The sequence below is a fragment of the Acidovorax sp. GW821-FHT11A03 genome, from assembly GCF_058809075.1.
Map to the genome: position 1 here is coordinate 73,031 of NZ_JBXASG010000012.1, position 22,037 is coordinate 95,067.

19 protein-coding genes are annotated in these 22,037 nt (G+C 69.1%); 7 read left to right on the forward strand and 12 right to left on the reverse strand.

All coding sequences use genetic code 11. The features are described from left to right. Positions 1-53: 53 nt before the first annotated feature. The 3 genes from AC1RVY_RS25415 to AC1RVY_RS25425 form a co-directional block, all read right to left on the reverse strand. Positions 54-2,765, reverse strand: coding sequence for a bifunctional diguanylate cyclase/phosphodiesterase (locus AC1RVY_RS25415; RefSeq protein ID WP_255591084.1), 2,712 nt, complete (start codon positions 2,763-2,765; stop codon positions 54-56). Continuing rightward, the gene (locus AC1RVY_RS25420; protein ID WP_370628498.1) at positions 2,762-3,877 is read right to left on the reverse strand and encodes a TRAP transporter substrate-binding protein; all 1,116 of its coding nucleotides are present in this window, start codon (positions 3,875-3,877) and stop codon (positions 2,762-2,764) included. Before AC1RVY_RS25420 ends, AC1RVY_RS25415 begins: the two co-directional genes overlap by 4 nt. Positions 3,878-4,272: 395 nt before the next feature. Beyond that, a complete protein-coding gene (locus AC1RVY_RS25425) occupies positions 4,273-5,103 on the reverse strand; it encodes an SDR family oxidoreductase (protein ID WP_492808876.1) in 831 nt (276 codons plus the stop codon). Positions 5,104-5,171: 68 nt separating this feature from the next. Here AC1RVY_RS25425 and AC1RVY_RS25430 point away from each other — a divergent pair, with 68 nt between their 5' ends. Together AC1RVY_RS25430 and AC1RVY_RS25435 are read left to right on the forward strand one after the other, a co-directional pair. Then, positions 5,172-5,783 carry an SH3 domain-containing protein gene (locus tag AC1RVY_RS25430; RefSeq protein ID WP_492808878.1) on the forward strand — a complete coding sequence of 204 codons (612 nt, stop codon included), beginning with the start codon at positions 5,172-5,174 and terminating at the stop codon, positions 5,781-5,783. An 11-nt stretch (positions 5,784-5,794) separates the two neighbouring features. Beyond that, complete coding sequence (locus tag AC1RVY_RS25435; protein ID WP_492245903.1) at positions 5,795-6,841, forward strand: M48 family metalloprotease; 1,047 nt, start codon at positions 5,795-5,797, stop codon at positions 6,839-6,841. A 151-nt stretch (positions 6,842-6,992) separates the two neighbouring features. Here the strand turns inward: AC1RVY_RS25435 and AC1RVY_RS25440 are convergent, their stop codons facing one another. From AC1RVY_RS25440 to AC1RVY_RS25480, 9 genes are all read right to left on the reverse strand, one after another. After that, the gene (locus AC1RVY_RS25440; RefSeq protein WP_492808880.1) at positions 6,993-7,940 is read right to left on the reverse strand and encodes a DMT family transporter; all 948 of its coding nucleotides are present in this window, start codon (positions 7,938-7,940) and stop codon (positions 6,993-6,995) included. Then, positions 7,940-9,562 (reverse strand): gamma-glutamyltransferase family protein, encoded by a 1,623-nt coding sequence (locus AC1RVY_RS25445; RefSeq protein WP_492808882.1) that lies wholly within the window; start codon positions 9,560-9,562, stop codon positions 7,940-7,942. Before AC1RVY_RS25445 ends, AC1RVY_RS25440 begins: the two co-directional genes overlap by 1 nt. A 51-nt stretch (positions 9,563-9,613) precedes the next feature. Beyond that, entirely contained in the window at positions 9,614-10,912 is a 1,299-nt protein-coding gene (locus AC1RVY_RS25450; RefSeq protein WP_218295760.1) for a DUF3422 family protein, read from the reverse strand. Between the two features lie 120 nt (positions 10,913-11,032). Further along, positions 11,033-12,544: a tripartite tricarboxylate transporter permease gene (locus tag AC1RVY_RS25455; RefSeq protein WP_218339994.1), complete on the reverse strand. Its 1,512-nt coding sequence runs from the start codon at positions 12,542-12,544 to the stop codon at positions 11,033-11,035. Positions 12,545-12,559: 15 nt separating this feature from the next. Beyond that, entirely contained in the window at positions 12,560-13,048 is a 489-nt protein-coding gene (locus tag AC1RVY_RS25460) for a tripartite tricarboxylate transporter TctB family protein (RefSeq protein WP_218339992.1), read from the reverse strand. Positions 13,049-13,172: 124 nt separating this feature from the next. Next, positions 13,173-14,966, reverse strand: a complete 1,794-nt coding sequence (gene tfpB, locus AC1RVY_RS25465) for a type IV pilus assembly ATPase TfpB (RefSeq protein ID WP_218295763.1) — start codon at positions 14,964-14,966, stop codon at positions 13,173-13,175. A gap of 39 nt (positions 14,967-15,005) precedes the next feature. After that, entirely contained in the window at positions 15,006-15,773 is a 768-nt protein-coding gene (locus AC1RVY_RS25470; protein WP_218339990.1) for a class I SAM-dependent methyltransferase, read from the reverse strand. A 9-nt stretch (positions 15,774-15,782) separates the two neighbouring features. After that, positions 15,783-16,355 (reverse strand): DNA-deoxyinosine glycosylase, encoded by a 573-nt coding sequence (locus AC1RVY_RS25475; protein ID WP_492808886.1) that lies wholly within the window; start codon positions 16,353-16,355, stop codon positions 15,783-15,785. A 95-nt stretch (positions 16,356-16,450) separates the two neighbouring features. Further along, positions 16,451-17,296: a TatD family hydrolase gene (locus tag AC1RVY_RS25480; RefSeq protein ID WP_492253721.1), complete on the reverse strand. Its 846-nt coding sequence runs from the start codon at positions 17,294-17,296 to the stop codon at positions 16,451-16,453. 104 nt (positions 17,297-17,400) lie between these two features. Here AC1RVY_RS25480 and AC1RVY_RS25485 point away from each other — a divergent pair, with 104 nt between their 5' ends. From AC1RVY_RS25485 to AC1RVY_RS25505, 5 genes are all read left to right on the forward strand, one after another. Beyond that, positions 17,401-18,345 (forward strand): S1C family serine protease, encoded by a 945-nt coding sequence (locus AC1RVY_RS25485; RefSeq protein ID WP_492253722.1) that lies wholly within the window; start codon positions 17,401-17,403, stop codon positions 18,343-18,345. A 170-nt stretch (positions 18,346-18,515) separates the two neighbouring features. Then, positions 18,516-19,511, forward strand: a complete 996-nt coding sequence (locus AC1RVY_RS25490; RefSeq protein ID WP_492808888.1) for an AAA family ATPase — start codon at positions 18,516-18,518, stop codon at positions 19,509-19,511. Continuing rightward, entirely contained in the window at positions 19,492-20,529 is a 1,038-nt protein-coding gene (locus AC1RVY_RS25495; protein ID WP_492808890.1) for a DUF58 domain-containing protein, read from the forward strand. Before AC1RVY_RS25490 ends, AC1RVY_RS25495 begins: the two co-directional genes overlap by 20 nt. Before the next feature lie 26 nt (positions 20,530-20,555). Next, a complete protein-coding gene (locus AC1RVY_RS25500) occupies positions 20,556-21,602 on the forward strand; it encodes a VWA domain-containing protein (protein WP_218295769.1) in 1,047 nt (348 codons plus the stop codon). 114 nt (positions 21,603-21,716) lie between these two features. After that, positions 21,717-21,965: a PA2433 domain-containing protein gene (locus AC1RVY_RS25505; protein ID WP_218339983.1), complete on the forward strand. Its 249-nt coding sequence runs from the start codon at positions 21,717-21,719 to the stop codon at positions 21,963-21,965. The last annotated feature ends 72 nt before the right edge of the window (positions 21,966-22,037 follow it).

Below are 22,037 nucleotides of genomic sequence, written 5' to 3' on the forward strand. Positions count from 1 at the left end.
GCACAATGGAAAGAGCGAACGGAAGGAACACCATGCGGCCGGCGACTGGCGGCTCAGTCCGCCGCGCCGCCGGCGGCCGGGGGCGAGGTGGCGGCCTGGGCGGCCTGGGTGGCCTCGGCGGCGTTCTGCAGCAGGACTTCCAGGTCGGCTACGGGCCCGGGCATCCCGAGCAGGTAGCCCTGGAAGAGCTGGCAGCCATAGTCCGCCAGCAAGGTCTTCTGCGCCGGGGTTTCCACGCCTTCGGCGATCACGTCGAGCTCCAGGTTGCGGGCCATGCCGATGATGGTCTGCACGATCACGTCGTCGGTGTGCCGCACGCCCAGGTTGTGCACGAAGGACTGGTCGATCTTGAGCTGGTCCAGAGGCAGGCGCGTGAGGTAGGCGAGCGACGAGTAGCCCGTGCCGAAATCGTCCACGGAGAAGCGCACGCCCTTGGTCTTGAGCAGGCCCATCTTGGCGACGGTGTCGTCCACGTTGTCCAGCACCAGCGACTCGGTGAGTTCCAGCTTGAGCAGGTGGGGCCGCGCGCCGGTTTCCCGCAGCACCTCGACGACACGGGCCACGAAATCGCGCTGGCGGAACTGGCGGGCACTCACGTTGACCGACAGCTGCACATGCCGGTAGCGGGCATCGTTCTGCCACGCCGCCAGCTGCTCGCAGGCGGTGCGCAGCACCCAGTGGCCCATCGGCACGATGAGTTCGCTTTCTTCCGCCACGCCAATGAAATCACCCGGGGCGATCAGCCCGCGGTCGGGATGGATCCAGCGGATGAGCGCCTCGGCGCCCACGATGCGGCCATCCAGGTGGAACTGGGGCTGGTAGTGCAGCACGAACTGCCGCGCCGTCAGCGCCGCCTGCAGGTCCCCTTCCAGCTGGGCGCGCACGCTGATGGCGATCTGCATCTGCGGATCGAAGAAGCACAGCGCGTTGCGCCCCTGCGACTTGACCTGGTACATGGCGATGTCGGCCTGCTTGAGCAGATCGACCGAGGGCTGCAGCGCCCCTCCCATCAGCGTGGCGCCGATGCTGGGCGTGCTGTGGTGGGTGTGCCCCCCCAGCGAGTACGGCGCGTTGAGCGTGCGCAGGATTTTTTCGCCCACGCGCCGGGCATGGGCAGCCGCCTCCTCGCTGTGCTGCGACAGCTCGTGCAGCATGACGACGAACTCGTCCCCGCCCAGGCGCGCCACGGTGTCCTCCCGCCGCACACAGGTCTTGAGCCGCTCGGCGACCTGGCGCAGCAGCAGGTCGCCCACTTCGTGGCCCAGGGTGTCGTTCAGGGTCTTGAAGTGGTCGAGGTCCAGGAACAGCAGCGCGCCGTACTGCCCGCTGCGCAGGCTGGCCGCGATGACCTGCTGCATGCGGTCCATGAGCAGCCGGCGGTTGGGCAGGTTGGTGAGCGGGTCGTAGAAGGCCAGGCTTTCGATCTCGGCACTGGCCCGGCGCAGGGCGGTCACATCGTGGTACGTGATGACCAGCCCCCCTTCGGGCGTGGGCCGTTCGGTGATCTGGATCGTGCGGCCATTGGGCAGCACCTGTTCATGGGGCTCCTGGTGCTGCTTTTGCTTGAGCAGGCGCAGCTCCACCCAGCGCATGCGCTCGTCCTCGCTGGCGCGCGGCAGGTGGTGGCGGGAGGTTTCCTCCATCACGCGCCGGAACGGCACCGTCGGCGCGATCACGCTGCGCAGCCACGGAAATATCTCCTCGAACCGGCTGTTCCACTGCACCACGCGGTACTCGCCGTCGAGCAGCAGGAAGCCGCTCACCATCGACTCCAGCGCCTGGTCCAGCGTGGCCTTGGACTGCGCGATCGCGATGCGCGCCTGGGAGATGCGGTCCAGGTAGCGCAGCGCCAGGTTGCCGGCCGCGGCGATCATGGCCACGAACAGCAGCCCCGTGAGCGCGATGGCGTTGCGCTGCTCGCGCCAGCCCGCCAGCGCATCGCGCAGCGGGATGCTCGCGGAAATGCGCAGGTCCTGGTACAGGATGGGCCGGTAGACCACCAGCGCGGGCTCCCCGCTGAGGCGGGCCGGCGCTTTCCATTCCTGGCCCTTTTCCGCGAGTTCGTGGAGCGGCGGACTGAGCGTGGGCGTGATGGATTCCTCCCGGTTGGGCACGCTCAGCAGCAGCAGCCCTCCCGCGCGCTCCAGCGTGACCTGCAGGCCGCTGATGTCCACCCCCTGCACCAGCACCGAACTGAGCGCGCCGACGGGCACCTCCGCCACCGCGACCACGCGGGCGCTGTCGGCCATGCGCAGGTGGCGAGCGAAGTACAGCACGCGCTCGGACGTGGCGAAGCTCACCACCGGCGGGCTGATCATGAGGGTGGAGACGGGCTGCTCCAGCACCGTCGCCAGGAAACCGGGCGGCAACTGCACGGGCAGCGCGCTGCCGGCGGCGTCGGAGGACGCCATCGACTTGCCGTTGGCGTCCAGCAGGGCCACGTAGCGCACCATCAGGTTCTGCCGCGCCGAGCTGCGCAGCCGCTGGCTGGCCAGCTCGGGATCGATCCAGTCGCGCATGGCGCCGGACAGCCCGAGCAGTTCATCCATGCTGGCCAGCAGCACATCCACCGCCAGCAGGGACCGGTTGAGCGCCGCCTCGGCGCCCGCCACGAAGCGCGTGGCCTGGGCTTCGTTGTCGTCCAGCGCCACCTTGCGGGCGTTCCATGCCAGCGCGGCGGAGACCAGCACCACCGCCGCCATGAACACCGCCGCCCCGGCCCATACGAAGGCCTTGATCCGCAGCGGGGTGTTGGACTCACTCATTTCGCGGGGGCCGCCGCCAGGCCGCGGACGGGGCCGATCGTCTGGTTCCACACCTGGGCGCAGCGCACCCCGCAGCGCTGCACCCAGCGCGGCAGCACGGTGGAGGCGAGGATCTCGTGCCGGTTGCGCTCGTCCTGCGACGACACCGGCACCACCACCATGCTGCCCTTGCGCCCCCCCACGCAGGCAGGGGCCCCACGGTTGCAGGCCATGCCATCGGAGGTCTCGCGCTCGGACTCTTCCCAGATGGCAGCCTCCAGCCTGGGCAGCTCGCGCCGCAGCAGCGCACGCAGGTCGGGCGGCAGCGCCTCCCAGGCGGCCTGGTTGGCGCCGAAGATGGCCAGCCCCCAGGTCACGGGCAGCGCATGCATGTGCGAGGTGATCGCGGGCAGGCCCAGGGTGTTGCCCGACATGGTGCCGGTGATCGCGCATTCCGTGTTGCCCGCGGTGAGGCTGGGCACGATCTGCGCGAAACCGGTGAGCACCGGCACGCCGCCCAGCGCCCCGACGAAATCGGCCTGCGTGGAGGAGGACACCCGGGTGCGGCGCCCCGCCAGGTCGGCCAGCGCGCGCAGCGGCTTCTTGCAGAACACCACCTGGGCGGGGTACACGTACACCGCCAGGGCCTCCACGCCATGCTGGTCGCGCAGGACCTTCTCCAGGTAGGGCCGGAATGCCGCCAGCGTGGACTTGAGCGTGGCGATGTCGGGATTGAGGCCGGCCAGGTCGGGCGCGGTGTACTCGGGGTACTGGGCCGTGAATGAGCTCATGAGCGTCGTGCCGAAAGGCACCACGCCCAGCTGCAGCAGGCGCAGCATCTCGGCGCCGGGCACGCCGGCCCGGTCAAAGGGCACGATCTCGGCGTCGAACCGTCCGCCGCTCATGCGCAGCAGCTCCTTCGTCCAGAACGGCTCCTCCTGGCGGGTGTACTGGTTGATGCCCGCCAGGCCGCCCACGATGCGCAACTTGTAGGGCGCTGCGGCGGCCGTCGCCGGGGGCGCGGCCGTCTGGCCCATGGCCTGGGGCAGGCCGCCCAGCGCCGCGCATGCCGCGCACAGCAGCACCGCGGCGCGGCGGCGAAGGCGAAACCTCAGAGCGGGCATGGGCTGCATGGGGGGTTCTGGTACTGCAGCCCGCACGCGGACCGAGGCCATGAACGGAGCGCCTTCGCGCCCTGGGCGCGGCGAAACCCACAGCGGTATCGGCGGATACCGCATGGATTCGCAACGCTGCCCGGGAGGGGAGTGCGCAGTGTCATGTTCCGGTGCTTTCGGGTTGGAGGACTGGGGGCCCCATTCTTCACCAAGTTTTTCCACCCGGAGGAAAAGCTGTCGGCAAAATGCCACGAGGCACCACCGCAGAACCTGCCGCGCGCACAAGAACCCACCGCCCGCGGGTGGCCGGAAAGCACCCGCGCGCCCCCTCCAGCACGCAGCCCGGGCGCGCCAGCAGCGTTTTCGACGCGCAGGCTCAGGCAGGCGCCTGCGCCGCCGCCCGGATCAGAAGGTCAGAAAGTGCCCGGGTAGGCGCCGCCGTCCGCCAGCACGTTCTGCCCCGTCATGTAGCCCGCCTGCTGGCTGCACAAGAACGCGCAGATGGCTCCGAACTCCTGGGCCGTGCCGTAGCGCCCGGCCGGAATCTGCGCCTGCTGGGCGCTGCGCACGTCGTCCACGCTCTTGCCGGCCTTGCTGGCGGCCGCGTTCACGGTGGCGGCGAGCCGGTCGGTGTCGAACTTGCCGGGCAGCAGGTTGTTGATGGTCACGCCGCGCGCGGCGATCTTGCTGCGCGAGACGCCGGCCACGAAGCCGGTGAGCCCGCTGCGCGCGCCGTTGGACAGGCCCAGGATGTCGATGGGCGCCTTCACGGCGCTGGAAGTGATGTTGACGACGCGGCCAAAGCCCCGTGCGGCCATGCCGTCCACCGTGGCCTTGATCAGTTCGATGGGGGTGAGCATGTTGGCGTCCACGGCCTTGATCCATGCGTCCCGGTCCCAGTCGCGGAAGTCGCCCGTGGGGGGGCCGCCGGCATTGGTCACCACGATGTCGAAGTCACGCCCTGGCCCGCCGGCCACGGAGAACACGGCCTCCCGTCCGGCGGCGGTGGTGATGTCGGCGGCCACGGCCAGCACCCGTGGCTTTGGCTGATTCTGCCCGCCAGCGCTAGAACACTGTGCGGCTTCAGCTATCAATTGAGTAGCAGCCTGATCGAGGGCGTCCGCATTGCGGGCGTTGATGACCACATTGACGCCCTCGCGCACCAGGGCCAGTGCACAGCCATAGCCCAGGCCCTTGCTCGCGCCGCACACCAGCGCCCATTTGCCTGCGATACCCAAATCCATAACAATCTCCGGTTCTGACGGCTGCACCCTGCGGCCTTTGAAAACCATCATACGTGGAGAGTTGCAAGATGAACTGGCTGCACCGCGGAGCCCTTGCCGCCTGGCTGGCATTGGCCGCATTGGCGCCCCTGGGCGTGCAAGCGCAGGAGTCCGCCGTGGTCAAGCGCGCCACGCAACTGCGCGACACCCCCGCCGACACTGGCGCGAGCGTGGCGCCCCTGGAGGCCAACACCGTGGTCACCCGCAGCAACGAGCGCAAGGGCCCCTGGACCCGGGTGAGCACGCCGCAGGGCGCGACGGGCTGGGTGCACATGTTCGACCTGGGTCCGCAGTCGGGCTCGGCCGCACCTTCCAGCAACGCGGCCACGAGCGGCCTGCGGGGCCTGGGCGGTCTGTTCGGCGGCAACAGCGGCCCCACGACCACGGCCACATCCACCGTGGGCATCCGCGGCCTGGGCGCCGAAGACATCGCCAACGCGCAGCCCAACCCGGCCGCCGTCGGCCAGGCGGAGGGCCTGCGGGTGAATGCGGACCAGGCACGCCAGTTCGCGACCACCGCCTCCCTGCAGCCACGCGCCGTGCCGCCACTGGCGGCGCCCCAGCGTCCGTCGTCCAGCGGCAGCCCGGGAGCCACGGGCTCCTCGGCCAATCCTTCCGACCCCAACTTCAGCCCCAACTGAGGAAAGCCGCCATGCGACTGCCCTTTTCCCCTGCCTGCACGCGGCCGCTGGCCGCTGCGTGCGCCGCCCTGGCGCTCACCCTGGTGCCGGTCTGCGGCCATGCCCAGAACGTGATGAACCTGCTCAACTCGCTGGGTGGAGGCACCAGCAGCAGCGGTGGCGGCCTGCTGGGCGCCGTCACCGGCGGCGGCGGCAATGCCGCCCGGGGCGACGACCTCATCAGCCTGCTCACGCGCTCGGTGGAGAGCATCGACGAGCCGAAAGAGATTGAAATCGGCCGCCAGCTCGCCGCCGTGCTGCTGGGCAGCAAACCGCTGCACCCGGACATGGCCCTGCAGCGCTATGTGAACAACCTCGGGCGCTGGATCAGCCTGCAGTCCGAGCGCCCCCATCTTCCCTGGACCTTCGTCGTGCTGGACGATCCCGGGTACAACGCATTCGCCGCGCCGGGGGGCTACGTGTTCGTGACCAAGGGCCTGATCGACCGCTGCGCGGACGAGGCCGAACTGGCGGGCATCCTCGCCCACGAAATCACGCACGTCACCGCCAGGCACCACCTGCACGCCATGCGCAAGACCGCGCAGTCCGGCATGTTCACGCAGCTGGTGGCGTCGCAGATCAAGACCAACGCCGTGGGGAACCTGGTGGCCTCGCAGTTCCTCGCGCTGGGCCGCAACCTGTATGCGCGCGGCCTGGACCAGGCCGACGAGTACGACGCGGACCGCACCGGCGTGGCCCTGGCCACGCGCGCGGGCTTCGATCCGTATGGGCTGGTGGCGGTGCTGCAGCAGCTGCGCACGGCCGCGCCCGACAACCCCATGTTCACGCTGGCCCTGGCCACCCATCCGCCCGCCCAGGCACGGCTGGAGCAGCTGGAGCTGGCCATGGGCAAGAACCTGGATGGCTTCATGGGCGTGGCGCCCGTCACGGTGGCGCAGCGCCTCAACCCCCAGCCTTCGGCGGCCTCTGGCCCCGCCGCCGCGGTGCCAGGCGCGGTGAATCCGGCGGCGGCGCCCGCCCGCAAGCCCGCGCCGCCCGCGCGGAAAAAGACCTCGTAGCGGAGCGGTGCCCGGGGCCCCCAAAAGGCGTGCCCGCGCGGCGGGACAACAAGAAAAAAGGGCAGCGCGCGCTGCCCTTTTTCATGCCCGACAGCGCCCCTCCCCCCGGCCGTATGGCGTGGCATTCGGAGCACCACGGCAAGGGCCTTCATCAGGCCTGCTGGCGGCGCGCGAGCTGCGTGAACACGAAAATGCCGGCGATGACCAGCGCCGTGCCCGCGGCCACCCACACCGTGAAGGGTTCGCCCAGGATCCAGACACCCATGAGGATGGTGGACAGCGGCCCCACCATGCCGGTCTGCGCGGTCATGCCGGCGCCCACGCGCTCGATCGCCATCATCACCATGAGCACGGGCGCGGCCGTGCACAGCGTGGCGTTGAGCACCGACAGCCAGATCACCTCGGGCGCCACCACGGCCGCGCTGAAGGGCCGCAGCACCACGAACTGCAGCAGGCAGCACAGGCACGCCACCGTGGTGGCCAGCCCCACCAGCCGCAACGACCCCAGGCGCCGCACCAGCTCGCCGCTGTAGACCAGGTAGATGGCATAGCTCACCGCGCTCAGGAACACCAGCAGGGTGCCCCAGGCCGCATCGGCGCCCTGCAGGTTGGCCTCGTGGCCGAACACCAGCACCACGCCGCAGTAGCTGATCAGCATGCCCACGGCCTGGCCCCAGTGGATGCCGCGCCGGTACAGCACCCAGCCGAGCATCACCACCAGCGTGGGGTTCAGGTACAGGATGAGGCGCTCCAGGCTGGCGCTGATGTAGGCCAGCCCCGCGAAGTCCAGAAAGCTCGCCAGGTAGTAGCCCGTGAGCCCCAGGCCCAGCACGCCCAGCCAGTCCTTGCGCGACAGGGGCGGCTTGCCCCGGCTGGCCCACCAGGCCATCACGGCGAAGATGGGCAGCGCAAACAGCATGCGGTACATGATGAGCGTGACCGCGTCCACTCCGTGGCGGTACGCGAGCTTGACGATGATGGCCTTGCCGCTGAAGGCGATGGAGCCCAGCAGGGCGAGCAACAGGCCGGTTGCTACATTTTTTCTAGCTGCTAGCGCTTGTACTGATTGGGCTGGAGGCACTTTTTTCTCAAATCTCATCAATAGCCGGCCACCTGGCCATCGCGGCGCGGATCGCTGGCGGCCAGGTAGCCCTGCACCTTGGGGTCGCCCATGCGCCAGATGAACTGGCCGGCACCGAAGTCCTGGTAGGAGTCCTGCAGCACCTCCATCTGGTGCCCCAGGCCGAGCAGCCCCTGCACCGTGGCGGCGGGCATGGCAGCCTCGACGTTGATCGACAGCCCTTCGTTGAAGCGCCAGCGCGGCGCATCACAGGCCGCCTGCGGGTTCTGGCCATAGTCCAGCATGCGCACCAGGGTCTGCAGGTGGCCCTGGGGCTGCATGTTGGCCCCCATCACGCCGTAGCTCATCACGGGCTGGCCGTTCTGTGTCAGGAAGGCGGGGATGATGGTATGAAACGGCCGCTTGCCCGGCGCCACCAGATTGGCGGAATTGGGGCCATCGGGGTCGGTGCTGAACGCCTGGCCCCGGTTCTGCAGACTGATGCCGAACGTGGGCTCCACGCAACCCGAGCCAAAGCCCATGTAGTTGCTCTGGATGAAGCTCACCATCATGCCGTTCTCGTCGGCCGCGGTCAGGTAGATCGTGCCGCCCTTGGCCGGATTGCCCGCCCCGAAATCCTGCGCCTGGTTCATGTCGATCAGTTTGGCACGGGATGCCAGGTACGCGTCATCGAGCATTTGGGCGGGTGTCACCTCCATGGACGATGGCTCGGCCACGTAGCGGTACACATCGGCGAACGCGAGTTTCATCGCCTCGATCTGCAGGTGCTGGGACGCAGTGCCATCCACGGGCAGGCCCGCCAGATCGAACTGGTCGAGGATGCCCAGCGCGATGAGGGCGGCGATGCCCTGCCCGTTGGGCGGAATCTCGTGCAGCGTGTGGCCCCGGTAGTTGCGGGCCATGGGGGTGACCCATTCGGGCCGGTGCACCGCCAGATCCGCCAGCGCCAGGCTGCCGCCCTGGGCCTGCGAGAAGGCCACCAGCGCCTGGGCGATTTCGCCCGTGTAGAACGCCTGCCCCCGCGTGGCGCCGATGGCGCGCAAGGCACGCGCAGCCGCCGCGAACTGGAACAGCTCACCCACCCGCGGCGCGCGCCCCCAGGGCATGAAGCTCCGCGCAAACCCTGGCTGCGACTGCAGCTCGGGCACGGCGGCGGCCCATTTCTGCTGCACCACCACCGGCACCAGGTAGCCGCGCTCGGCGATCTCGGCGGCGGGCTCCATCAGGTCGGCAAAAGGCAGCTTGCCAAAGCGCTCGGACAGGGCCACCCAGGCGCTGACGGCGCCCGGCACGGTGACGGCATCCATGCCGCGCCGGGGCGGCGTCGCCTGCCCCCTGCCGTAGCGGCTGTGAAAGTACCCGGGCGTCCAGGCGGCGGGCGCGCGGCCCGAGGCGTTGAGCCCCTGCAAGGCCTGCCCGTCCCAGAGGATGCAGAACGCATCGCTGCCCAGGCCATTGCTCACGGGCTCGCAGATCGTCATGGCAGCGGCCGCCGCCACGGCCGCATCGACGGCATTGCCGCCCTGCTGCAGCATGCGCAAGCCCGCCTGGGCAGCCAGCGGGTGGGACGTGGAAACGACATTGCGCGCAAACACCGGCAGGCGGGTGCTGGCATAGGAAGAGGTGTAGCTGAACGGCATCGGGCCATTATCTGCCGCTGCCGGCGGCTGCGCCCCGCCCCCTGCGCGGCTTCAATGGCGCTTGCGGAACACCTTGTGGTGCAGCCTTCGCAGAGACCACCAGACGCCCACGGCCACCACCGGAATCGCAATGGCGGCCGTCGTCTCGGGGGAAAGCGGCCAGCCCAGCTTCTGCGCTCCCTTGGCCAGGTAGCTCACCAGGCCAACGATGTAGTACGTGATCGCCGCCACCGAGAGGCCTTCCACCGTGGACTGCATCTGGAGCTGCAGGTCCTGGCGGTGGTTCATGGTGGTCAGCAGCGCCTGGCTGCTTTGCTGCTGCTCGATCTCCACCCGGGTGCGCAGAAGGTTGCTCATGCGCGAGACGCGCTGCGACAGCGCATCCTGCCGGCGGGTCGCCCACTCGCAGGTGCTGCGCGCGGGCGTGAGGCGCCGGTCCATGAACTCCCGGATGGTCTGCATGCCCGCCAGGCGCGATTCGGCGATGTCCTCGATGCGGCGGTCCAGCAGCTCGAAGTAGGCGCTGCTGGCCGAGAAACGCGAGTGCGTGGCGGCGTACTGGCTTTCCACCTGCCCGGCCAGCCGGGTCAGGCGGTCCAGCAGCACGGGCTCGGCATCGCGGTTGGCGGTGCGGATGGCGTCGGCCAGCTCGGCCAGCTCACGCTCGGCGAACGCCAGCACGCTGGCCGCCTCGCGCGCCGCGGGCAGGCCCAGCAGGGCCGCCATGCGGTAGGTCTCGATTTCGAGCAGGCGCTGCACCAGCCGCCCCAGGCGGCGCTGCGTCATGCCCCCCGCAAGCAGCACCATGCGCGAGAAACCGTCGGCATGGATGGCGAAGTCGGTGTAGACCTCGCCATGCCCGTCGGCCACGGTGGAGGCCACCAGCGTGTCCTCGTGCAGCACGTGCTTGACCAGCGAGCCCGAGCCAAAGGTGTGCGTGGGCAGCACCCAGAGATTCAGGCTGCACAGGCATTGCCCGGGCAGGGCCGCCAGCCACTCGCGGGGCACGGCATCCACCGCGCTGGCGGGCTCCCGCTCGCCGAAGGCATCCGCCGTCGCGGGCACCATGAAAGTCCAGGAGACGAACTCGGTGTGCAGCTCCCACCGCATGCGGTAGGCGCCCAGGTCCATGCGCAGGTGGGTGGTGTGCGCATCGGGCAGGGCCATGTGGTGGTCGCGCAGGAGGGCGGCGACATGGGCCCGGCTCGCTTCGCGCCCGGCCGCATCGGCCAGCATCACGATGTGCGCGATGGCCAGGGGGGCCGTCATGGCCTCGGGCGGGCGGGCGTGGATTTCGTTGTGCAGCATCGCCCGGTGGGGATGCTGCGGCAGATGGAATGGAGTGGACATGCGGACCTCTGCCCGCGATTGTCCACTGGCGCCGAGGGTGCGCAGGCCCCCGGGCTCTCCAAAAAACAACGGCACCCGAAGGTGCCGCTGTTCTGGAGTCGGATGGAAAAAGAGGTGCGATCAGTCTTCCACGAACGCTTCCTCGCGCTTGTTCTTCACCGAAGGCAGCAGCACGATGACGAGCAGCAGCGCAGCGGCAGCGAGCAGGCCGGCCGACAGCGGACGCGTGACGAACACGCTCCAGTCGCCACGCGACAGCAGCAGCGCACGGCGCAGGTTCTCTTCCATCATCGGGCCCAGGATGAACCCGAGCAGCAAGGGTGCGGGTTCCGTGCCCAGCTTGTGGAAGATGTAGCCGATCAGGCCGAATGCACCCACCATCCAGATGTCGAAGGTGTTGTTGTTGGTGGAGTACACGCCCACCGCGCAGAACAGCACGATGGAGGGGTACAGCCAGCGGTACGGCACGGTCAGCAGCTTGATCCAGATGCCGATCAGGGGCAGGTTCAGGATCACCAGCATGGCGTTGCCGATCCACATCGAAGCGATCAGGCCCCAGAACAGTTCGGGGTTGCTGGTCATCACCTGGGGACCAGGCTGGATGTTGTGGATGGTCATCGCGCCCACCATCAGCGCCATCACGGCGTTGGGAGGGATACCGAGCGTCAGCAGCGGGATGAAGGAGGTCTGCGAACCGGCGTTGTTGGCCGACTCGGGAGCCGCCACGCCACGGATGTTGCCTTGGCCGAAGGGGACTTCACCGGGCTTGAGCTTGGTCTTCTTCTCGACCGTGTAGGCCGCAAACGCCGCCAGCAGCGCACCGCCACCGGGCAGAATGCCCAGCGCCGCGCCCAGTGCCGTGCCGCGCAGCACGGCAGGAATCATGCGCTTGAAGTCTTCCTTGGTGGGGAACAGGCCCTCGACCTTGGCAGTGAACACTTCGCGCTCGTCATCGGGGCGCGAGAGGTTGGCAATGATTTCGCCGTAGCCGAACACGCCCATGGCGATGGTCACGAAGCCGATGCCGTCGGTCAGTTCAGGGATGTCGAAGCTGAAGCGGGCCACGCCCGAGTTCACGTCGGTACCCACCAGGCCCATCAGCAGGCCCAGCACGATCATGGCCACGGCCTTGAGCAGCGAACCCGAGGCCAGCACCACGGCACCGATCAGGCCAAGCACCATCAGCGAGAAGTATTCGGCGGGGCCGAACTTGAAGGCCACTTCGGTCAGCGGGGGCGCGAAGGCCGCCAGGATCAGCGTGCCCACGCAGCCGGCGAAGAACGAGCCCAGCCCGGCCGCCGCAAGCGCCGGCCCCGCTCGGCCCTTGCGCGCCATCTGGTAGCCATCGATCACGGTCACCACCGAGGACGATTCACCCGGCAGGTTCACCAGGATGGCGGTGGTGGAGCCGCCGTACTGGGCGCCGTAGTAGATGCCGGCCAGCATGATCAGCGCAGCCACGGGAGGCAGTGCATAGGTGGCGGGCAGCAGCATGGCAATGGTGGCCACGGGGCCGATGCCGGGCAGCACGCCGATCAGCGTGCCCAGCAGGCAGCCGATGAAACAGTAGATCAGGTTCTGGAACGTGAAGGCCACGCCAAAACCGAGCGAGAGGTTGTTAATCAAATCCATGGTCGGTGCTCCTGCTCAACCCGTGATGAAACTCGGCCACACAGGGAACTGCAGCTTGAGCGCCCAGACGAATGCCACGTAACTGCCGACAGCCAAGACCGTGGCCAGCACGAACACCGCCTTGGCGTTGAACTCATTGCCAGCCAGGCTGGAGATGAAGGTCAGCGCGTAGATGCCCACGATGAGGCCCATGGCCGGAATGCCCAGGCTCGGCAGGCCGCCCAGCAGGATGCCGAACGCGAAGTTGGCGGCCAGGATGAAGAACAGCGGCTTCCAGGCCCACTTTCCGATCTTGTCGCCATCCTGGGTTTCCACCGTGGTGGCCTTGAAGGTGATCGCGCTGCCGATGATGGCCAGCAGGATCCCCAGCAGCAGCGGGAAGTAGCCCGGGCCCATGCGGGCACCGTTACCGACGTTGTACGTGGTTGCACCCCACGCGAACGCCACACCGACACCCATGAACATGAGGCCGGCAAAGAAGTCTTTTTGACTTTTGATTTTCACGAATTGTCTCCTTGGCGGAAATCTCGACTGCGCGATTGTGGGGGCAACCAGAGCGCGCGCGGATGTGGATTCCACCTACATCCGGTAACGACTGGCCGCCCAGACCCCGCCCGCGCGGCGGACTTCACTCCAGGGGTGGCGTCGCGGTGATCACCTCGTCCAGCGTGGTCAGGCCTTCAGCCACCCGCAAGGCGCCCGCCAGGCGCAACGGCCGCATGCCGTCCTGCACGGCCTGGCGGCGCAGCATGTCGATGGAGGGCGCCTGGTTGATCTTTTCCTTGAGCGCCTCGCTCACCGTGAGCAGCTCATACAGGCCCATGCGGCCGCGAAAGCCGCTCATGCGGCAGTCCACGCAGCCCACGGGCTTGTACGGCTGGTAGCCGCCGCTGAGCTTCCAGGGCTTGACCACCGCCATCAGGGTCTCGCGGTCCGCCGCATCGTCCTTCTGCTTGCACTGCCTGCACAGGGTGCGCACCAGGCGCTGCGCCAGCACCCCGAGCAGGGTGGCGTTCAGGAGGTAGGGCGGCACGCCCAGCTCCATCATCCGGGTGATGGCGGACGGGGCATCGTTGGTGTGCAGGGTCGAGAACACCAGGTGGCCCGTGAGCGCCGCCTGGATGGCCATCTCGGCCGTCTCCAGGTCGCGGATTTCACCCACCATGATGATGTCCGGGTCCTGGCGCATCAGGGCGCGCAGGCCTTCGGCGAAGTTGAAGTCGAGCTGCGGCTGCACCTGCGTCTGGTTGAAGCTGGGCTCGATCATTTCGATGGGGTCTTCCACCGTGCTGACGTTGACCTCCTCGGTCGCCACCCGCTTGAGCGTGGAATACAGCGTGGTGGTCTTGCCCGAGCCGGTGGGCCCGGTCACCAGGATGATGCCGTGCGGGCGCTTGACCAGCCCTTCCCAGCGGGCGGCGTCGTGCTGGGCAAAACCCAGGGCATCGAGGTCCTTGACGGCGTTGTCCGGGTCGAAGATCCGCATGACCATCTTCTCGCCGAACGCCGTGGGCAGGGTGGACAGCCGCATTTCCACCTCGTCGCCGCGCTGGTTGCGCGTCTTGATGCGGCCGTCCTGCGGGCGGCGCTTTTCCACCACGTCGATGCGCCCGAGCAGCTTGATGCGCGAGACCATGGCGTTGTGCACCCCCATGGGCATCTGGTAGACGGGGTGCAGCACGCCGTCGATGCGAAACCGGATCACCCCCTGGTCGCGCCGCGGCTCCAGGTGGATGTCGCTGGCGCGCTGGTCGAACGCGTACTGCCAGAGCCAGTCCACGACCTTGACCACGCCCTGGTCATTGGCGTCGAGCTGCTTGTTGCTCTTGCCCAGCTCGACCAGCTGCTCGAAGCTGCTGCCCCCGGAATTGCCCCCCGCCTTCTGGGCGGCGCGCACCGACTTGGCCAGCGCGAAGAACTCCGCCGTGAACCGATGGATGTCCAGCGGGCTGGCCACCACGCGGCGCACGGTCCGCCGCGACTGCCGCTCCACCTCCGCGACCCAGTCGTCAATGAAGGGCTCCGAGGTGGCCACCACCACTTCCTTGGGGGTCACCTGCACGGGCAGCACCTTGTGGCGCTCGGCATAGGTGGCGCTCATGGTGTCGGCCACGCGCCCCACGTCTACCTTGAGCGGATCGATGCGCAGGTAGGGCAGTCCTGCCCGCTTGGCCAGGTACTCGGACAGGGTCTCGATGTCCAGCGGCTTGCCGTCGCTGGCGCGCTCCATGGCCACGTTGGCCAGGCGCACCAGCGCATGCTGCGAGCTTTCGGCCTGCGAGCAGCGCGCGATGGTGCGCTGCGCCTCTTCCGGGGAGATCACCTGGTCATCGCTGAGCCACTGCACCACCCGGCGCCAGTCCACCGGCCCCGCATAGGGCCGGACCGCCACGCCATCCGGAGAAACAAGGGATGTTTTCATCGAGAACCTTTCCAGAATGAAGCCATGGGCCGGCGGTGGTCAGGCCACCACCGGCTTGAAGGCCCGCAGCCACTTGGCGGTGGGCAGATCCCAGCGGGCCTGGATGGCCTCGGCCCGCGCGGCCAGTTCGGTGCGCTTGGGGCGGGTGGGCGTGCGCTGCGCGAGCACCACGGTGTTGCCCTCGCGCGTGGGCTTGAACGACCAGAGCGCCTCTTCGCCGAAAGCGGCCGCCATGCTCTGCAGGCTGCGGCCGTAGCTCGAGGCCCGGCCAAACAGGTTGACGGTCATGCTGCCGGTATCGGTCAGCAGCGCGCGGCAGTCCGCGTAGAAATCCGGGCTGTCGAGCACGGGCGCGGCCGCCTCGTGGTCATACAGGTCCACGGCCAGCGCATCCACCGTGCCCAGCCACATGGGGTTCCTGATCTCCTGCGCGGCATCGGCCAGCACCACGCGCAGCTTGGGCCCGTCGGGCGGCAGCTTGAACCACTGCCGGCACACCGCCAGCACCTGGGGGTTGAGCTCGATGGCCGTGGTGCAGATGCGCAGCTTCTTGTGACAGAACTTGGTGATGGCGCCCGCCCCCAGCCCCAGCTGCATGGCATGCCCCTTGGACACCTGGGAGGGCTCGGCGAACAGCAGCCAGGCCATCATGCGCTGCACGTATTCCAGCTCCAGCTCGAAGGGCTCGGCCACGCGCATGGAGCCCTGGATCCAGGGCGTGCCCAGGTGCAGGTGCCGCACCTCGCCATCGTCGGAGACGCTGACTTCGGGCAGTTCGCGGGGGGTGGTGTTCTTTTTTCGTGTCATTCCAGGCAGTCAAAGCAGTCCGTGGGCGGCCATCAGCTCCGTCCAGGCGGCCAATTTACGTTCAAAGCTCCAGGAGGCGTTGGCCGGGCTGGTGGAGGGCAGGCGCACGGCATCGACCGGCGGCAGGCGCATCGGCCCCAGGCTTCGCAGCACCGCCGGGGCATGCCGGTAGCTTTCGGCACCGTTGTGGGCCACGGCCGCCAGCCGGGGGCAGCGCCCGTGCAGGCGCGCAAAGTCGTTGACCTTCGCGTTGCGGATGCTGGTGTCCAGGCTGCCTTCCCGCTCGCAGCTTTCATAGACATCCCACAGCCCCAATCCCCGCGCCAGCAGCCATTCGCAGCGCTGCGCGTAGGGATCGCCGCTCCCTGCGGGCGGCAGGGGGTGCCCTGGCCAGAGGGCCTGCAGAATCTTCCAGAAATGGTTCTGCGGATGGGCATAGTACTGGCGCGCCCGCAGCGAGGCCGCGCCCGGAAAGCTGCCCAGGATCAGCACCACCGTCCCTTCGCCAGCGACGGGCGGCAGCCCCTGCCACCGGGTGGTGGCGGGCACGGGCATGGAACCAGGTGCATGGACGTCAGGCATGCGCCGATTCTGGACTGAAACCGCGCCAGCCCCTGTGCGCGTTCACAAAAAAAGATAGCTGCAAACCGTGCACCACACAGCCGAAACCTCCAAAATTACTCCTCATTTGGAGCTTCCAGCGGCACCAGCGCCGCGATCCGGGGCAGCGCCGCGCGGGCATTCGCGGTGGTGGCCCGCGCGAGCATCCGCGCGGACTGGCCCCGCAGCTGCGCCAGCGCCTGGGCGATGCGCGGCAGCTCTGCCGGCGCGTTGCGGCCCTGGGGCCGGCCTTCGGCGCGCTGCGCCGCCGTGGTGTACAGCCAGTGGGGCGGGATGTCGGGCGCATCGGTCTCCAGCACCAGTGCATCCCCGGGCAGCTCGGCCGCCAGGCGGCGCAGCTGCAGCGCCCGGTCGTAGGTCATCGCGCCGCCGAAACCCAGCTTGAACCCCAGCCCGATGAAGGCCTGCGCCTGCTGCAGGCTGCCGTTGAAGGCATGGGCGATGCCGCCCTGCACGGGCAGCTCCCGCAAGCCCTTGAGCAGCCTGTCGGCGGAACGCCGCACATGCAGGATCACGGGCAGATCGAACCGGCGCGCCAGCTGGAGCTGCGCGCGGTAGAACCGCTCCTGCCGGACGGGGTCCAGGCCGCCCACGAAATAGTCCAGACCGATCTCGCCGATGGCGGCAAGGCGCGGGTCCGCGTGGTGCTGCTCCAGCTCCTGCGCCAGGAGATCCAGGTCCCCGTCGTCGGCGCGCCCCGTGCACAGGGGGTGGATGCCAAGCGCATAGCTGTCCCCATGCCGGTGCGCCAGTTCCCGCACGGTGCCCCAGTTGCCGCGCTCGACGGCCGGGATCACGCAATGCGCGACGCCGCGTGCACGCGCCTCCTGGCGGACCGCGTCGCGGTCGGGGTCGAACTCCGGGGCATCCAGGTGGCAGTGCGTATCGATCCAGGCGGTCATCCGGCCATGATGCCTGACGAAACCTTGGATGTGCATCCGGCCGCGATACGTGCTAACGTGAAAACCATGCGCTTTTCCCCGGCGCAGTAGAAAAGGTGACTAGGATGCCCCGGCCCGCCCTCTACAGCAGCTCCCGCCCTGCCCGCCGCCCCCCGGCGCAAGCGGCGGCCACGCTCCCCGCACCCACGGCCGATGCCGATGGAGCCGCCCCCCTTGCGCCTCCGTCTCCTGCGCCTGCCGCCACCACGGGCGGCACGATGCTGTCCCGGCGCCACGTGCGCGGCCTGTGGACCATGATCGCGCTGCTTGGCGCCCTGCTCATCGCCAGCCTGTGGCTGCACCAGGGCCCCGCCCCCCGCAGGATCACCCAGGAAGACATCGATGCCGCCGTGCTGCGCACGCTGGAGACCACCACCCCGCCCTCCGCCGCTGCGCGCGCGGCGGAAGCGATTTCGCCCTCAGTGGTGCGTGTCGTGGGCTACGGCCGCGGCAAGAATGGCAAGGAGGAAGTCGAGCGTGGCGTGGGCACCGGCGTGGTCATCGTCGACAAGGGCATCATCCTGACCAACCTGCACGTGGTGGCGGGCTCCGACCGCATCGCCATCACCTTCCATGACGGCCTGGAGACCACGGCCAGCATCACCGGCGCACAGCCCGAAAACGATCTGGCCGTGTTGCAGGCTCACAAGGTGCCCGACGACCTGTTCGCCGCCCCGCTGCGCTCCACCCAGGACCTGCGCCCCGGCGACCATGTGGTGGCCGTGGGGTTTCCCTTCGGCATCGGCCCCTCCGCCTCGGCCGGCGTGGTGTCGGGCCTCAAACGCGAATTCACCTCGCCCGAGGGCAAGCGCCAGCTCAGCAACCTGATCCAGTTCGACGCCGCCGCCAACCCGGGCAACTCCGGCGGGCCGCTGGTCACGCTCGACGGCGAGGTCGTGGGCATCGTCACCGCCATCCTCAACCCCACCCCGGCGCGCACCTTCATCGGCATCGGCTTCGCGGTGCCCATCGAGAACGCGGCCTCGGCCGTGGGCATGCCGCCGTTCTAGCATGCAGTACCCCCTGAGTCGCTTCGCGCCTTCCCCCTCTCCTTCGGGAGGGGAACGCACCCTGTGGCCTGGCCAAGCCAGTTCCACGGGTGCGCCAACCGGGGCCGCGCCTGTGGCGTGGGCCGCGTACGGCTCACAGCATCGTTGAACCCTGACAAGGAAGGAAAGCCATGGAAGCCACAACGAACACCGCCACCCTGATGGAACAGGTGCTCTACGAAGTCAAGCGCGTGGTGGTGGGCCAGGACCGCTTTCTCGAACGCGTGATGGTGGCCATGCTCGCCCAGGGCCATCTGCTGGTCGAAGGCGTGCCGGGACTGGCCAAGACGCTCACCGTGAAGACGCTGGCCAGCACCATCCAGGGCAGCTTCAAGCGCATCCAGTTCACGCCCGACCTGGTGCCCGCCGACCTGGTGGGCACGCGCATGTACAACCAGAAGACCGGCGAATTCAGCACCGCGCTGGGCCCCGTGTTCACCCACCTGCTGCTGGCCGACGAGATCAACCGCGCGCCCGCCAAGGTGCAGAGCGCGCTGCTGGAGGTGATGCAGGAACGCCAGGTCACGATCGCGGGCGAGACCCACAAGGTGCCCGAGCCCTTCCTGGTGATGGCCACGCAGAACCCCATCGAGACCGAGGGCACCTACGCGCTGCCCGAGGCCCAGGTGGACCGCTTCATGATGAAGGTGTTGCTGGGCTACCCCACCGAGGAAGAAGAGTTCGTGATCGCCCAGCGCGCGCTGGACCTGCCCGTGCAGGTGCTGCCCGTGGCCACCACCGCGCAGCTGGCGGCGCTGCAGGCCGAATGCCGCACGGTGTATGTAGACCCGTCGATGCTGCAATATGCCGTGAAGCTGGTGGCCGCCACCCGCGAGCCCGCGCGGCATGGCCTCAAGGACCTGGCCGGCTACATCAGCTGCGGCGCAAGCCCGCGCGCCACCATTGCCCTGGCCGAGGGCGCCCAGGCCCTGGCCATGCTGCGCGGGCGCAACTACGTGCTGCCCGAGGACATGACCGCCCTGGCGGCCGACGTGCTGTGCCACCGCGTCGCCCTGTCGTACGAGGCGCTCTCCGAAGGCCTGGACGCCGACGCGCTCATCCAGCGCATCATGGCCAAGATACCGGCGCCCGCGCGCCCGCTGCACCATGAGCAAAAAGCCGCCTGACCCCCCCGGCGCCACGGTCCACGTCCTGCCCACCCTGCCGGGGCAGGCCGACCGCCTGCTGCGCGAGCTGGAGTGGAAGGTCATCCGCCGGCTCGACGGCCTGCTGCAGGGCGACTACCGCACCCTGATGCGCGGCACCGGGCTGGACCTGGCCGACCTGCGCGAGTACCAGCCGCACGACGACGTGCGCCACATCGACTGGAACGTGACCGCGCGGCTGAACACGCCGCACGTGCGCGTGTTCACCGAAGACCGCGAAATGACCGCCTGGTTCCTGCTGGACCTGAGCCCCTCCATCAGCTTCGGCCCCGAAGGCCATGCCAAGCGAGACATCCTCACGGGTTTCGTGGCCGTGCTCTCGCGCCTGCTCACCCGCCACGGCAACCGCGTGGGCGCCATGCTGTACGGCGGCGCCAGCGGCCAGGCCGAACGCGCGGTGGACGCCGTGCTGCCGCCGCGCAGCAGCCGCGCCCATGTGCTGCACCTGGTGCACCGCCTGCTGGCCCCTGAAAAGGTGGCCACGCCCACACGCGCGAAGGGCGGCGGCGCCGCCACCGAACTGCACCGGCTGCTGCAGGCGGGGCTTGCCAACCTGCGCCGCCGCGCCACCGTGTTCGTGGTGTCGGACTTCATCAGCGCGCCCGGCTGGGAGAAACCCCTGGCCCAGCTGGCGCAGCGGCACGACGTGGTGGCCGTGCGCCTGCTGGACCCGCTGGAGCTCGCGCTGCCGGACCTCGGCCTCATCACGCTGCGCGACGCCGAAAGCGGCGAGCAGCTGCAGGTGGACACGCACGACGCGGCCTTTCGCCGCCGCTTCGCCCGCCTGGCCGCCGAGCGCGAGGCCGCGCTGCGCGAGGGCCTGGCCCGCGCCGGCGCCGACACGCTGGAACTGTGCACCGACGACGACCTGGTCGATGCGCTGCTGCGCTTCATGGACCTGCGCCAGCGCCGCGTGCGGGCGCCGCGCGCCCCCTCCGCCCCCGCGCCCTCGGAAGCGGCCCTGCCCACCGCCGCCTGAACCACCACGCCACCAAGGACCGCACCATGGTTTTTCTCTGGCCCACCCTGCTCTGGCTGCTGCTGGTCGCGCCCTTGCTGGTGCTGCTGTACTGGTGGCTGCTGCACCGGCGCAAGAAGACGGCGCTCAGCTACTCCAGCCTGTCGCTGGTGCGCGAGGCCATGGGCCCCGGCCAGCGCCTGCGGCGCCACATCCCGCCCGCCCTCTTCCTGCTGGCGCTGATCGCCCTGCTGCTGGCGGCCGCGCGCCCGCTGGCCGTGATCACCCTGCCCTCGCAGGACCAGACCATCATGCTGGCCATGGACGTGTCGGGCAGCATGCGCGCCGCCGACGTGGAGCCCGACCGGATCACCGCCGCCCAGAATGCCGCCAAGGCCTTCATCGCCGAGCTGCCGCGCCACGTGCGCGTGGGCATCGTGGCGTTCGCGGGCAGCGCGCAGCTGGCCCAGTTGCCCACGCAAAGCCGTGAAGACCTGGTCAAGGCCATCGACAGCTTCCAGCTGCAGCGCGGCACGGCCACGGGCAACGGCATCATGCTGTCGCTGGCCACCATTTTTCCGGATGCGGGCATCGACATCGCGGCGCTGGGGGGCCGCCAGGCGATGCGTCCCAAGCCCATCGACGAGATCGGCAACAAGCAGGACCCCGCCAAGCCCTTCACCCCGGTGGCGCCGGGCTCCTACACCTCGGCGGCCATCATCATGCTGACCGACGGGCAGCGCACCACGGGCGTGGACCCGCTTGAAGCCGCCAAGTGGGCAGCGGACCGCGGCGTGCGCGTGTACACCGTGGGCGTGGGCACCGTGCAGGGCGAGACGATAGGGTTCGAAGGGTGGTCGATGCGCGTGCGGCTCGACGAAGAAACCCTGAAGGCCGTGGCCACGCGCACGAACGCCGAGTACTTCCACGCGGCCACGGCGGCCGACCTCAAGAAGGTCTACGAAACGCTCAGCTCGCGATTGACGGTGGAGAAGAAGGAAACCGAGATCTCTGCCCTGCTGGCACTGGCGGGCGCCGTGCTGGCACTGCTGGCAGCAGCACTTTCGGTCTGGTGGTACGGGAGGGTGATGTAGGCCCCCGGCGCCACGCGAGCCCGCAGGCAGGCAGCCACGCCAGCGGGCATGCACGGATAGCGGCCCATGGCCGCCCGTGCCGGGGATCATGGCTCGAGCCTGAGGAGACATTTCATGCGCTTCCTGACCCAGATCGCAGCCGTGGCGCTGCTCGCCATGGCCGCCGGCTCCGCGCTGGCCCACAACTGCCCCAACGAGATGAAGGCCATCGACGCCAAGCTGGCCACCCATCCGGCGCTGACGGCCGACAACGCCGCCAAGGTCAAACAGCTGCGCGCGGAGGGCGAGGCCCAGCACAAGGCCGGCAAACATGACGACTCGATGAAATCCCTGGCGCAAGCCAAGAAGATCCTCGGCATCTAGACCCGCACCGCCATCCTCGCACCCTGCGCAGGCCGCCGGCCGCCGGCTGGCGAGGCGAGGAACGCCGGACCC